The organism is Paenibacillus xylanexedens (assembly GCF_001908275.1).
Lineage (GTDB): Bacteria > Bacillota > Bacilli > Paenibacillales > Paenibacillaceae > Paenibacillus > Paenibacillus xylanexedens_A.
Window position 1 is genome coordinate 1212164 of record NZ_CP018620.1, and the last position, 13486, is coordinate 1225649.

At 40.2% G+C, this 13486-nt stretch carries 15 protein-coding genes; 13 read left to right on the forward strand and 2 right to left on the reverse strand.

The features are described from left to right. Positions 1-18 precede the first annotated feature (18 nt). From BS614_RS05510 to BS614_RS05540, 7 genes are all read left to right on the forward strand, one after another. The gene (locus BS614_RS05510; RefSeq protein ID WP_074093182.1) at positions 19-1359 is read left to right on the forward strand and encodes a helix-turn-helix domain-containing protein; all 1341 of its coding nucleotides are present in this window, start codon (positions 19-21) and stop codon (positions 1357-1359) included. A 203-nt stretch (positions 1360-1562) separates the two neighbouring features. Further along, positions 1563-1736: an aspartyl-phosphate phosphatase Spo0E family protein gene (locus tag BS614_RS05515; protein ID WP_074093183.1), complete on the forward strand. Its 174-nt coding sequence runs from the start codon at positions 1563-1565 to the stop codon at positions 1734-1736. 182 nt (positions 1737-1918) lie between these two features. Beyond that, the gene (locus tag BS614_RS05520) at positions 1919-2134 is read left to right on the forward strand and encodes a hypothetical protein (RefSeq protein ID WP_074093184.1); all 216 of its coding nucleotides are present in this window, start codon (positions 1919-1921) and stop codon (positions 2132-2134) included. 103 nt (positions 2135-2237) lie between these two features. Then, positions 2238-3131 (forward strand): McbB family protein, encoded by an 894-nt coding sequence (locus tag BS614_RS05525; protein WP_074093185.1) that lies wholly within the window; start codon positions 2238-2240, stop codon positions 3129-3131. Further along, a complete protein-coding gene (locus BS614_RS05530) occupies positions 3121-3951 on the forward strand; it encodes a nitroreductase family protein (protein ID WP_074093186.1) in 831 nt (276 codons plus the stop codon). The genes BS614_RS05525 and BS614_RS05530 overlap by 11 nt, the downstream gene beginning before the upstream one ends. A gap of 10 nt (positions 3952-3961) precedes the next feature. Then, positions 3962-5002, forward strand: a complete 1041-nt coding sequence (locus tag BS614_RS05535; protein WP_074093187.1) for a YcaO-like family protein — start codon at positions 3962-3964, stop codon at positions 5000-5002. An 18-nt stretch (positions 5003-5020) separates the two neighbouring features. Next, positions 5021-6121: a YcaO-like family protein gene (locus BS614_RS05540; protein WP_074093188.1), complete on the forward strand. Its 1101-nt coding sequence runs from the start codon at positions 5021-5023 to the stop codon at positions 6119-6121. Between the two features lie 164 nt (positions 6122-6285). On the opposite strand, the gene BS614_RS31385 is transcribed toward BS614_RS05540, so the two are convergent. Continuing rightward, positions 6286-6813, reverse strand: coding sequence for a hypothetical protein (locus BS614_RS31385; RefSeq protein WP_157116024.1), 528 nt, complete (start codon positions 6811-6813; stop codon positions 6286-6288). Between the two features lie 96 nt (positions 6814-6909). Here BS614_RS31385 and BS614_RS05550 point away from each other — a divergent pair, with 96 nt between their 5' ends. Next, the gene (locus BS614_RS05550; RefSeq protein ID WP_074093190.1) at positions 6910-7617 is read left to right on the forward strand and encodes an ATP-binding cassette domain-containing protein; all 708 of its coding nucleotides are present in this window, start codon (positions 6910-6912) and stop codon (positions 7615-7617) included. A gap of 219 nt (positions 7618-7836) precedes the next feature. On the opposite strand, the gene BS614_RS32085 is transcribed toward BS614_RS05550, so the two are convergent. After that, the gene (locus tag BS614_RS32085) at positions 7837-7953 is read right to left on the reverse strand and encodes a putative holin-like toxin (protein WP_222592206.1); all 117 of its coding nucleotides are present in this window, start codon (positions 7951-7953) and stop codon (positions 7837-7839) included. Positions 7954-8211: 258 nt separating this feature from the next. Between BS614_RS32085 and BS614_RS05555 the strand changes: the two genes are divergently transcribed. The 5 genes from BS614_RS05555 to BS614_RS05575 all read left to right on the forward strand — a co-directional run bounded on the left by BS614_RS05555 (position 8212) and on the right by BS614_RS05575 (position 13379). After that, complete coding sequence (locus tag BS614_RS05555; RefSeq protein ID WP_036673231.1) at positions 8212-8400, forward strand: aspartyl-phosphate phosphatase Spo0E family protein; 189 nt, start codon at positions 8212-8214, stop codon at positions 8398-8400. Positions 8401-8642: 242 nt separating this feature from the next. Beyond that, a complete protein-coding gene (locus tag BS614_RS05560; RefSeq protein ID WP_074093191.1) occupies positions 8643-10466 on the forward strand; it encodes a sensor histidine kinase in 1824 nt (607 codons plus the stop codon). 5 nt (positions 10467-10471) lie between these two features. Next, positions 10472-11239, forward strand: coding sequence for a response regulator transcription factor (locus tag BS614_RS05565; RefSeq protein ID WP_074093192.1), 768 nt, complete (start codon positions 10472-10474; stop codon positions 11237-11239). A 103-nt stretch (positions 11240-11342) separates the two neighbouring features. After that, positions 11343-12638 (forward strand): ABC transporter substrate-binding protein, encoded by a 1296-nt coding sequence (locus BS614_RS05570; RefSeq protein WP_074093193.1) that lies wholly within the window; start codon positions 11343-11345, stop codon positions 12636-12638. A gap of 30 nt (positions 12639-12668) precedes the next feature. Next, positions 12669-13379 carry a beta/alpha barrel domain-containing protein gene (locus tag BS614_RS05575; RefSeq protein WP_074093194.1) on the forward strand — a complete coding sequence of 237 codons (711 nt, stop codon included), beginning with the start codon at positions 12669-12671 and terminating at the stop codon, positions 13377-13379. The last annotated feature ends 107 nt before the right edge of the window (positions 13380-13486 follow it).

Genomic DNA, 13486 nt, shown 5'->3' on the forward strand with positions numbered 1-13486 from the left:
AATATCTGGGAAGGGACGATGAAGAAGATGCACAATATACGTTCCTATTTTGATAGATACTTGAAAGACAATGGGTATAAACTACAGCAGTTTTCAGAAATTGTTGACATTAACGTGGGTACATTAAGTGCTATCATCAGAGGAACCAGACTTATTTCAATGAACCAACTAGACCGGATTACCTCTGCAATGGGTTTGGAACAGGGGTGCTTTTATGATATGTATGGTATGGAATATTTTATTGAATCTGCACCCCATTGGAGACGCTTAGAACCGTTTATATATCGTTGTGCTGAGCTTGGCAAGCTGGATGTTATTCAACAAGTCATTACTCATGTGACAGATGATCATTCATACATTGATGAGTTGTTTGAAATAGCTGAAGAATTGTATAACAAAGGAATGAAGCAGGCAGCACTTATTCTGTATGAATGTGTGTCTGAATGCGAAAAATATCAGCACTCTGAACGGTTGGCTATGTGCCAATATCGTATATTTCTTATTAGTATAAATTTAAAAAAGTTTGATAACCTTAATGCAGCAATTCGTTTAGAGGTTTATGTAGAGAAGCTCAATGAAGAATTACAATTGGATGCGATTAAGGAACTGGCTAATGTATATAGTACAATGGATTTATGGGAAAAGGTTTATTCATTGGCAGAAAAATTAGAAAGAAAATCGGATGCATTATTAAGATTTAAGTCTCGAGCAGAGGCTAAACGTATTACGGCTTATCCTTTAATTACTTACAAAGCTTATGCGAATCTGTTAAAGGCAAGTGTGTTTAAAGCACGTAAAGAATATGCAGTGGCTTTAAAATATACAGATATTTATGAGAGAGTAGTTGATATTTCTGGTCCATCAGAAGAAGAAGGGGTTATGATAGCCAAATTTAAGAGATGGGCTCAAGGAAATCGTATAACTATTAATTTAATGTCTGGAAATCAAGAATTTATACATGAGTATCTTAATTACCTGGAAGCTTACTCTGAGGAAACGTTAACTGCCTTTATTAATATTATTGAAGTTGCTAATGAACAATCTCTTAAAATTGAGTTTGATTTAGAAGAATATGAAGACAAAATCAAGCGATTTTATTTAGATAGAGGGTGCAATTCACGAATTATAACTCATAGATATATGTTGTTTAATTATGAACTTGCAAAGTATAAATGCAATCGACAAGATTACCAAAACGGTATAGATATAATACTTTATATTTTATCTCTTTCAACTTTGAACCAAGACGATCACATGACAGTAAAATGCGTTGATTTATACGGAACTTACAGACAGCAAGCTAGTTTGTCCCAGCAAGAGACGTATTCACAATTATTTAAGACGATAAATATTAAATAAAACAAACAGCCTATCTGCTTTTGAGGTAGGCTGTTTTGTATTTTGATAAAGGATTAAGCAGAGCACAATGCCTTTTCTAAAGATTTGTTTTTACAATATTATGCAAAACATATTATGTTCTAAAAAGCACCTGTAGTCATTAGCGAAACTAATAGCTTACTCATATTGAATATTTTCCAGAATGTCCTAGAGGGGTACATGCTATGAGAGAACGGAGTATCTTGAAAGACCAAATCGAGCAAGGTCGGCAAGAGTTGAGTCGCTTGGTAGATCAATATGGAATCCCGAATGTGAAAGTGCTTGAGCAGTCTATGGCGTTGGACGAGCTAATTAATGAATATAATCGATTTACTCTAGGTGTAAATATGAGGAAATGAACGATATGATATTTAAGTTTTTACTAAATAATTACACATGCTAATTTGTATAATTATTCAAATAATTTAAATATAATATTCTTTTGCAAAATATTATATTTTAAAAAAGGGATCAAAATACTAGTTCAATTTTTGAAAAGGTTAAATGTATTTTTATCTATATTAAACAAGGAGGTGAGCATATGGGAGCAAGTAAACCTGGTAAAGGCAGTACAAAATATCCCGAGTTGACTAGCGGGGATTTCGGTGTTGGAGCAATCAGATTTCAAAACCCCCCAAATACAGGCGGGGGAACAGGGAACACCGGTAGCTGTGGTGTTAATGTAAGTTGTGTACTTTGCTGTTGTTGTGGCAAAGGTGGTGGAGCGGATAATGTACAAAAACAAATTGAACTATAGGACTTTTTTTGATTCCCAATAATTATATTGATTCGAGTGCGGCAATATGCGTATTTAGGATATTAGCCGCACTTGAAGTTTAAAGCGGAGGTGTCATATCATTTTGATTACAGAAGAGTACACTACGTACACATTGAATAACTTTGTTATCTATGAAATAAACTCAAATGAACTAGTTTTAATGCATAACTATGGGATAGTGAAAATAAAAGAAGCAAGATTAATAGAAGAAATAAAGAAATGGGATAACAATAATATTAAATCAGTCCATGAGAAAGAACTTATGGATGTTTTTCAAGAAGACTATTCAAATGCTATATCCTTTTTAGAGAATAATTACATCTTCATTACTAAAGAAGAGGTGAACTTCTCAATAGAAAAATGCGTTTTCTTAAGTAATAATGATGAAATACTTAAAGTGTCCCGAGAGTTTCTTTTTGAGAACCAAAATATGAAAAATTCAATTATAAATCTTAATGAAGAATCAAATAGCACACTACTATCAGAGAAGAATAGTAATACTTTATATGTAGTGTTTATGAATCCTTACAGTAAAGAAATAGCCAGTAAGATTACTTCACTTGTAAGAAGGAGTGAGAACTCAATTTTATTGATGAGCTACACATACAACAACAACTTTTATATTGATTCTCTTTATAGCCCTCAAGCATCTAATCCATGTCATTTTTGCCACATAGGTCACATTGAATCACAATTGCGTGTAGATTCTACTGGGAATATCTCTTATCAGCAAATTATCGATTCGATTTATAAAGATGAACCCAAATTCAAGGTTCATACTCCTCTAAACAAAAATAATATTTTGAATATACTCTCGTTATTAAGTAATAAAATAAGTAAATATTTCACCTTAGAAAATGGTAGAATAATCCATAATGAAGAGTTACATGAATGTTCCGTATTTGATCTTCAAACAAATAATTACTATACAGATTATTCATTACATTGGGAGCTATGTGACTGCTATGAAAAATAAGTATGTTGGAAGTCTAGAACATAACACAGTGGAAAGGTCATTCACTGATTACATTTACGCTTCTTATATACCAAAGAAAGTTGAGAACTATATTCTTAAATTTCATCAAAGCAGTACTTTGCTAAAGTTGCCTGATTCCAAGCACCAATCCATCGATGATAACGTAATTCCATGGCTTGAATATGCGCAGTACACAGATATCACTCCTGATTATTACGAACAGAAAATTAATCTTAATACAAGCACAGAAGTGAATGTAATCGGAAGTTACAGATCATTTAACAAAGAGAGACTGTTCAATTTTGCAGAGTTATCCCAATTATTAAATGATGCTTTTATAAGAGATAAACAAACGGGGTCTAAAAAATATGGTTCTGCTGGTGCTCTCTATCCCATAGTTCCGTTGGTACTCGTGTTCCAAGATCATGATACTTTGACAAGAGGAGTTTACGTATATGATGGGATAGAACAATCATTGTTAAAAATAACGTCTTGGGCCAAAGACGAAGCACTTCATATTAAGAAGTATGTCTGTCATGATGCAATAGATCTACCGGAAATTTGTATCGCATATGCAGCAGACTTACGCAGATCAATAATCAAATATCATATCAGAGGGTACAGACATGCTCTAATAGAGGTAGGAGCCATGAGCCAAGTGTTTAAAAATTCTCTCCATAAAATGAGTAAAGGTGTCGGAGAGGTAAGTTGGTCTGGATTCAATGATAACGAACTGACTAAGCGATGTGGTCTTAATGTGAGATTGTGTCCAATAGTAATGCTTCAATGGTTTGGATACACGGATTCAACAGGAAAATGAGGTCGATATCATGTTGTATTTATCAAATCCTCTTCACTTTAATATACCGGAGCAAAAATTTATTACTGACGACACATACACATCCTTCTCAAGAATTGGGAACTTTCTTAAAAATGGTTATATAGGGCCGGATAGTTCCACTGCAATAGATTTTAATAAGCAACAGTCTCTAATCAAAGCTTTTTCAGAAATGATCGAGAGAAGGGCAATATCTGCCGGGGGCATCCCTTTTGATGAGAAGAGTGTATATGCTATTAATATGGTTAATTCAAGTAGTGTACTTATTGATAAGAAATACTCAACGTATTCATTATCAGAAGAATTCCCAATTGATACTACCGGAACCTCTAGTCATATTTCGTCACAAAAAGCAATTGTTAGTTCTCTCCGAGAAATTATTGAAAAAAATGCCTTGTATCTATTTTGGTATGGTAAACAAGGCTCTAAAATTAAACTAGATGTATCTCTGATAAACAAACATAAAATTTTATCTGGATTAATGTATCAAAAAAATAAAGAAGTTCTTTTTTTTATCAATGAATATTTCTATCCCTTAAAGGTAGTATTTTGTTTTATTCTTCACAAAAATTTCGTGTGCTCTTCTGGGGTGGGTAGCTCTTTTTCCATTGAAGAGGCTATCCTTAAATCCACACAAGAAGCCGTTTTATTACAGTGGAAAGAAGAAAGTAATGAACTCGTTGCTATGTCACGCCAAGTGTTCAAGAAAAAATATGAAAATCAATCTGGGATTATTGATTACTTATCTGTAGGGTACGGAAGTATCTCAACTAGTGATTATGAAAAAACGATGAAAGAATTAACAATTTCCAATTTGTTGAATATACTTCCTGCTTGGGTGGCTGAGGTATATATGATTCCGCTAAAACAAACGGTAACTACAAAAATTAAATGTATAAAAATATACTCTCCTTATCTTTTTAATCATATTCCTTTAAAAGAGTACATTAACCTAAGAAACCCTATGAATGTAAATACGATAAATCTTAACGAGCAAAGCATGCTGAAAATACCTAACTGTATTGTAGTGTGATAGAGAGGAGAATACGCTTTGATAAATAATCCAGTTAACGGCACACCTTTTATGATTGAAAGGTTTCATATCAAACAAAATTCATTTCTCCTTGACTATTTTCAGAGTGATGTTATTACGTATTCTGAGAATGGCCCGCCTGCAAGCGCAATTGATTTTGATAAAAGAAAATCAATTAAAGCAGCAATAGGAGAGCATATAGAGAGGGTATCTGTTTTTAACAATTATCATAGATTCAGGGATCAATCAGTAGAGGGAGTCAACATGCTGAATGGTACAATAGAACAATTCCCTCTACATCGTATTTTGTTGAATTGGAATGATCCTATACTAAAAAAAGTAAATCTTGATAATATATATAGCGATACCTGCGGAATGGCCTCTCATGTTAGTTCCCATCAGTCTATAAATTCTGCATTTTTAGAATTCTTTGAAAGACAAAGCTTGCTCTTTAGTTGGTTCACTAAATCTCCTGCTAAAAAGATTCATCTTGAAGATATAAAATTTATAAATCTTCAATCCATTATCCAGATGTCTCGGATACATGTAGATGAGATTTTTATGTACGATATATCGTTGTGTGATGAGGTCAAGGTAGTAATTACAATCGCCTTTGGAGCAAAAACTAAAGGTGTTGGGATAAGTGCTGATTGGGACTACCAAGGTGCAATAACAGGCAGTTTAAAAGAGCTATTCCAATATGTAACTGTGGAGCAGCCTATAAAAAAATCAAATTATCAAAATACGGAATACTCAGTTGATCCATTACTTTACTCTCATTATTTTATGGAGAGACTTGGTGTAGATGAATTAAAAAGCGAGTTTCAATACCTGGAGAAATCAGATCAAGTGCGTGGTGAACTAATAGATGGAGACAAAGCTGATCCTAATGAATTTTATAATACAGTTAAGAAAATCTCTTTAAAATTGGCAATGGATTTTAATCTTTGTTATATACCAGCTCTTGATGGAGAGTTAAATACAAAAATTGTTAAAATTATAACAAATAAAGGCTTCCATCACATGTATGCTGCAAAAATAGACCCAACTCAAGTCGAAATCTTGAAGCCTTATAAGAATCGATTACACAATATTGGGAAAATGCTCCCGTTTGGATAAATTGGAGGTTGTTTTTTGAAAATAACTCGTGAATACTTCCGTCTGTTTACTAAAATGATGTTAAGCAACAAAGTAGCTTTCGTATGGTATCTGTTATTTCCCCTCATTGCTTTTTTTATCTTTAATTATCAATGGTTTACTCAGGGGCCTGAGATCAATGAATTTTACATCCAAACCAGTGTATTTGTTTCATATATTATCTTCGTGATGTCCATCGATGTGACGACCAATCTGATCTCTTTAAGAGAGAGCGGTTTTTTCAAGATGTTTAAATTTATCTCGGGTAGTAAATACCCTATTATCTGGGGAAAGGCTCTGAACCAGATTGGTTTTCTGTTTTTGACCATTCTTCTGTTCTCGCTAGTATCGGGAGTGATATTCCTGGATAGCTTTGGACAGGTTGCTTTGTTTCTCGTCGTGTCTTTAACAAGCTGTATATTGGGGTCTGTAATGGTCATTTTTTTAACGCTTATCCTCATGCTTCTTCCAGTAAGGCAGGAGTCGCTGAATGCGGTGGTCAGTATGAGTTTACTGGTCATGTTTTTTCTATCTGCAAAGGGACTGGCGTATTCAACAGAGTATGGTCTACTTCTGGTGTTCATCAACCCTATGGAGTACGTTAGGAATCTAACTTTTTTATTAGCAGAATGGTTTATGAATAGCCCTTTCCCACATTTGAGTCTGATCAACATGAGCCTCATCACACTTTGTTATGTTACCTGCGGACTTATCGCACTCAAATTTGTGAAAGTCATATCCAGAACACATCGGACATAGCAGGAGGATCTATGATTAAAATTGAAAATTTGAGCTTTTCTTATCCCAAAGCCTCTCGTCAAAATCTGGATCATTTACATGTGGAGTTTCCCGAACAGACCGTGAATATGATTATTGGCAAAAATGGTTCTGGCAAAACGACTTTATTTGATCTGATCGCGAATGTGATTAAACGTCCACCAGAAATACAAGGTATTCCGGATGAGAAGGAGATCATCTACCAGCTGCAGGGTTTGTTATTTCCTCTAACTTTGAAGGCCAAAGATCTCTTTCGCTTTTTCCTGTATTCCGATCACTCTAACCGCATTGAAGTGAACAACGAACCTTATGTAGATGAAGATATGAGTCTTGCAGAGGTTGAATTGGTACAGCGGGTATGGCATATGGAGTTTGGGCAATTATCTGTTGGGGAGAGGCGTTATCTGTGTATTCTGGCAATCACATTAATGAAGAGGAAATTATACATCTTTGACGAGCCATTAGCGGGTATCGATCCGGAAATGCGTTATCATATTTTGAAAAGGATTGAGAAGCTGGCACTCCATAATGAGTGCACTGTACTGGTCTCGAACCATCACTTGCAGGATATTGCAAATATCCAGTGTGTTCTGCATTTTATTCATCAAGGTAAAATAACCTTTAGCGGATCATATGAGACGTTTATTAAAATGGGAGATGGAGTGAATCCGGACTTGGCGTTTCTGAAGCAGGTGAAGTGAGGAGAGGTGTTTCTCCATTTTTGCCACGTCCCTTCTACTCCAAAACTGAGCGACAATAATTACCAGTAAAGAGCTAACTTATGCAACAAACTGTGCTAAACTGGAGATGATAACAAAGAGCAAGGATGCGCGAACATCCTGCTCTTTACAACAGCCGCTTCTAAGGGTGGTGGCTGTGCATAGGTAGCTGAAATAGACCATTACCTTAGCTGGGGCGGTCTATTTCTTTTTGTTTTGATTATTTAAGGCAATGACAATAGTTACAATCAGTCCAATTAAGGTTACAATGAACCCCGCAAAACTGATCATCAATGTCAATACCGTTTCAATCGCCACAGGCATCACCTCCTTTGCAGGAGACTAGCCGACCACCCATATTAGCCATTCTGTTGATATGAGGCTGTTTCTTCAAAGGGGAAATGGCACCAATCCTGAATTAGCTTTTTTTTGAAGCAGGTAAAATAGGGAGATATAAATTAATATAAGATTTATGAAAACTGATTTTGCAAACAATCATTTTATTCTGCAAAGGAATATAATATGAATTTTTTGGCAATGTATCCTAAAATGTTATACAAAGAGGGGGTGCATGCTGTGAGTGAACCGATACAGATCACAGATAAAATCGAACGGAACAGGCAAGAGTTGAGTCGTTTGGCGGAGAATCATGGCATGCAGGACAACCAAGTCCTCCGACAGTCCATGGTACTGGACGAGCTTATTAATGAATATAATCGATTCAAATATAAAAGCCATCTCAGGAACAGACAACCGATTGCATAATGCAGTCGGTTTTTTTGTCTAAATAGTGTTCTATAGAAATAGCGTAGTCGACTGTAGCGATACAGTCGGCTTTTTGGCGTTCACCCTGAAACCTATGCGGATAACTTGAAATTCCGTACCAATTCCAGGATTGGCAGGATAGCGGATGATCATTAAAACTGGATATGATGACCCCAGTTATATCCAGATTGATCTGTGAAGGGGGCTCATACAATGATCGGGAGAGGGAGGGATGAACGGAAATGATGGACAAGGTACGCATTTTTTTCGGAAAAAATGTAAACCTGCGCACCAAGTTGCTCCTGTTGTTCCTGGCGCTGACGTTGCTGCCGCTAAGTTTACAGGGATTGATGAACTACAAGCATTTCTCGCAGACGATGGATCGCAAGACCGAGCAATTCACCATTGATATGGTTCGCCAGATTAACGCCAATCTGAATCGGCTGCTGAAGGACTTTGAGCGGTTGTCGCTCTTGCCGCTTTACGATCAGATGGTGCTTGGCATTCTGGGCAAATACAACGCTTCAATGGGGTCGGGTACATGGGCGAGATCGGAGGATTATCTGAAAATGAAGCTTTACACATCGGGTCAAGCTTATGACCGGCCCGAGATTCGGGGAATTCATCTGATCAGCAACAGCGGTATTTTGTTCTCCAATCTCGATTCGCTGGCGGTCAAGCCGGTATGGGACAGCAGGCAGGATGAATGGTTTGCAGAGCTTGAAGACTCGGAAGGGACATGGCGCCTGCTTCCTCCGCATGACCCCGGCTATTACACGGGTGGTCAGCAAGAATTGTATATATCGGTGGGCAGAGTGCTTCGAGATCCGGGTACGCTCCAGCGATTGGGGTACATTCTGATTGACATCCGTCTGGAGGCCTTTGGTCAACTGTTATCCAATCTGAATTATGAGCAAGATGCAAGCCTGATGATTGTAGACAGCAAACAGCGTCTTCTGTTCGAACGGACCTCAATCGGAGGAATGTCTGCGTACGACCAGTTGCTAATGCAGGGACAGCTTCAAAGCTATGCAGGAAACCAAAAAGTTGTTCTGGATGGGCAGCCCTATCTCTATGTACAACATCATTCCAGCTATTCTGGGCTTTCGGTGATCAGTCTTACACCTATTGCTGTGATTCAAAAGGAGTCGGGTGAGATGCTCACCTTTACAATATGGTTCGCAGTGTTATGTATGGCGGGTATAGCAATTCTGGCGGTTCTGTTATCTTATCGTATCACCCGGCCACTGATTCGACTGAAGCACCACATGATTCGGGTGGAGCAGGGAGATTTTAGCCAGCGTGTAGCACACTTCAGCAGTGATGAATTCGGACAGATTAGCCGGGGCTTTAACCGAATGATGGAAGAGATTCATCGGCTGTTCAATGAGGTGTTTCTGCTGGGCATTCAAGAGCGGGAGGCAGAGTTGTCAGCGTTGCAAAGCCAGATGAATCCCCATTTTATATATAACACGCTGGAGTCCATTAACATGATGGCCATTCGCCAGAAGCATGCTGAGGTATCGGACATGGTGACGGCGCTTGGCAAGCTGCTGCGCTATACGATTGATAAGGTGGACCGGATGGTTCCACTTGGAGAAGAACTTGCTTTTGTACAATCCTATGTACGCATTCAGCAGGTACGTTACAACGGCAAGTTAGAGATTATCTATGATATCGAAGAAGGGATAGCCGAGTATTTGATTCCCAAGCTGGTATTGCAACCGCTGGTGGAAAATGCAGTCTACCATGGCATTGAAGGGCAGGAAAATGGAGGAGCAATCTGGGTATCTGCCTTGAAATTCGACCATGAGCTGCTGATTAGCGTGCGAGACAACGGTAAGGGTATGACTCAGGCAAAGATTGACGAGTTAAATGAATCCATATCAAAACAGCCTTCCAATGAGGCATTACGTTGCCATGCCGGGGACAGTCTGGGGCTTAACAATATCGCTCAGAGGCTTCGCCTCATGTATGGAGAAGGCGGCAGCCTAAGCATTGATGGGAGTCCCGGGCAGGGCCTGGTGGTCACGATATCCATTCAACTTCTACCGAAAGGGGATTGAAGCGCATGTATAAAGTATTGCTTGTAGAGGATGAGACGGTCATCCGTCAGGGACTGAGGGAACTGATCGTACAAGTGTCTTCTCAGTTTCAGGTAACGGGCGAAGCATCGAGCGGTACCGAGGCGCTGGATTTTCTGAGATGTGAGGTGCCGGACGTGTTAATCACGGATATCCGCATGCGTGAAATGGACGGACTAACTTTGGTAAGCAAAGCAAGAGACATGTACCCTGAATTGCTAATGCTCATCATTAGCGGCTACGGCGAGTTTGAATATGCACGCAGAGCGATGGAGTTCGGGGTGTTGAACTACCTGTTGAAGCCCATCGATCGTTATGAACTGGCATTATGCATACAAAAGATTCAATTGCTGCTGGATCGCAGATACGGTATTACAACTCTTTCTATCCCTGAGCCATCTGGCAAAACAGAACACGCTGGTGGAGATACACGGAAGATTATCCGAGATGTGAAGGAGCACATCAAGCAACATCCCGATGGAGATCTGCGACTTCAGACGATAGCCGATCTTGTTAACTTGAACCCTACTTATTTAAGCCAATTGTTCAAGAACGAAATAGGCATCAATTATTCCGAATACATCACTGAGGCACGTATGGAGCGGGCCAAGTGGTTGCTGATCAACACGGGTCTCAAAATCTATGATGTGGCACGGTTATCCGGGCATCAGAGCCCCAAACACTTCATGCTGGTGTTCAAGCAGCAGGTGGGATGGACCGCAGGAGAATATCGAGACCGATTCAGTATCTCTTGAAAAACCATACCATTTCTGTAGTTGACGTGATTTAAGGGGGAACGATGCTTTCGTTATACTTTGGTTGCACATGTATACCACGACGTCCATAAGGGGGATTTCCATGAAAAAAGCAGGACTGATACTGGTGTTTGTACTCATGATGATGGCTTCAATCGCGTGCGCAAGCTCCAATTCTAACAGTGAATCTGGCAGTGCAAGCGGAGAGAATGGAGAGGTCGAGCTGAAGTTCATGATGTGGGGCAATCAGGCGCATATGGATGTGTACAACAAGTTGATTGATGACTTCACGCAGGAAAATCCAGGCATCAAAGTAACGATGGAATCCGTACCTTTCGCAGAATACCAGCAAAAAATCTCGGTGCTTGCCGCCGGAGGCTCCCTTCCCGATCTCGCCTGGGTATCGGAGCGAATGGTGCCACAATTCAAGTCCAACCACATTCTGGCCGATGTATCTGAGTTTAAAGATGATGCACAGTTTAAGCTGGATGATTATATTCCAAGTACATTGGATTTGTTCCGTGATGGCGATCAATTGCTAGGGCTACCTTTCTCTACACCTCCGGTGGTCATGTTTTACAATAAAACGCTGTTTGACCAAGCCGGTCTGACTGATCCAAACAGACTTGCCACCCAAGGAAAATGGACATGGGAACAGTTCGAAGAGTCCGCCAAAGCCATTACCAGTAAGGATGCGACCAACCGAATCTATGGTGCCAACTTTTTTCGCGACTGGAAGACCTGGGCGGTGCTTTCCTCCTACTCCTGGTCCAATGGAAGCGGTCCATTCGACGAAGGCATGACAACGTTCACCTGGAACGATGCCTATGGCGTACAGACCTTTGAATTGCTGGAACGCATGATGTTCACCGATGAATCACACCCAAAGGCGGGCGAACAGGTCAGCTTTGATGCGGGTAATGTGGGCATGTTCTTTGATAATTACAGCTATGTTTCCAAAGCAAGGGAAATTACGGATTTTGAATGGAGCATCGCTCCTATGCCTTCCGGCTCTCAAGGCAGTGTGCCGATGCTGGGGCAGGCCGGATATGCCATGTTCAACGACAGCAAACATCCAGAGGAAACGAAGAAACTGTTGAAGTATTTTGCCAGTGAGCAGGGGATTCAGGCGACAGCCACCTACTTTGTGCCTCCGCGTACCTCTGTTCTGAACTCAGATGCATTCATTATTCAGCCGAATAACCCGAGCAAAGAGCATATCGTGCAGGCCGTCATTGATGAAATGCCAAAAGCGCGCTTAATTCCCGGTCATATCCGTTGGCAGGATATCGACAATGCGGTATTGCAGGGATTTGACCGACTGTTTGCAAAGACAGCGACAGCTGAGGATAACCTGAAACAAATGCAGGAAGAGATCCAAAGTGTGTTGCAACCCTAAATCATTCAATCGAAACCGGAGGTGAGAACGATGGGCAAATTCAAAGAGTTACTTGAGCGGAAACCGCTGTCGCTGGTGGTCAGCCTGCCTGAGAATGATATTGCTTTGGCTCGGGCAGCCATGGAAGAGGGCGCTGATGCACTGAAGGTGCATTATAATGTCGGTCATCGCGCCAGCGGGAATCATTTTGGTCCATTGGTCATGTACGCCGAGGTGTTTCGGGCGATCCGCAGTGAGTTTGGTGGTCCGCTAGGGGTCGTACCTTCTGGCAGTATTGATGGAGCAAGGCGAGAGGATGTGGAAAGGCTTTCTGGACTGGGTTTTGACTTCTATTCCATCTATGCACATCACTTGCCATCCTTCATGTTGAATGACTTGGGGCTGGACCCAACGTTTGCGATCAATGAAGAATATGATGCTTCCCTCGTAACATCGGCAGCGCACTTCGGCTTCACCGCTCTGGAGGCATCCATTGTACCTGGAAAAGAATATGGTACACCGCTAAGCTTCGCGGATGTACTCAAGTATCGCCGTCTGGTCTTGCAAGCCCAGGTACCGGTATTGGTTCCTTCCCAGCGAAAGCTGGTGCCGGAGGATGTTCGGGTGCTGCGCGATACCGGGGTAAAGGCGATCATGCTTGGAGCGGTCGTGACAGGCAACATGGAGGAACAGTTGCGAAGGGCTGTGAACGGGTTCCGCAATGCGGTGGACAGTCTGAACCGTTCGGACTATATAAGTTGAACTAAAGAATATTTACACTTGCCACTCCGATGCCAGAACAACCTTCCGATCGCTGTTATCCCCAGATTTTTTTTGAATCCCATATATAAAGGGGAAATCCGGGGATA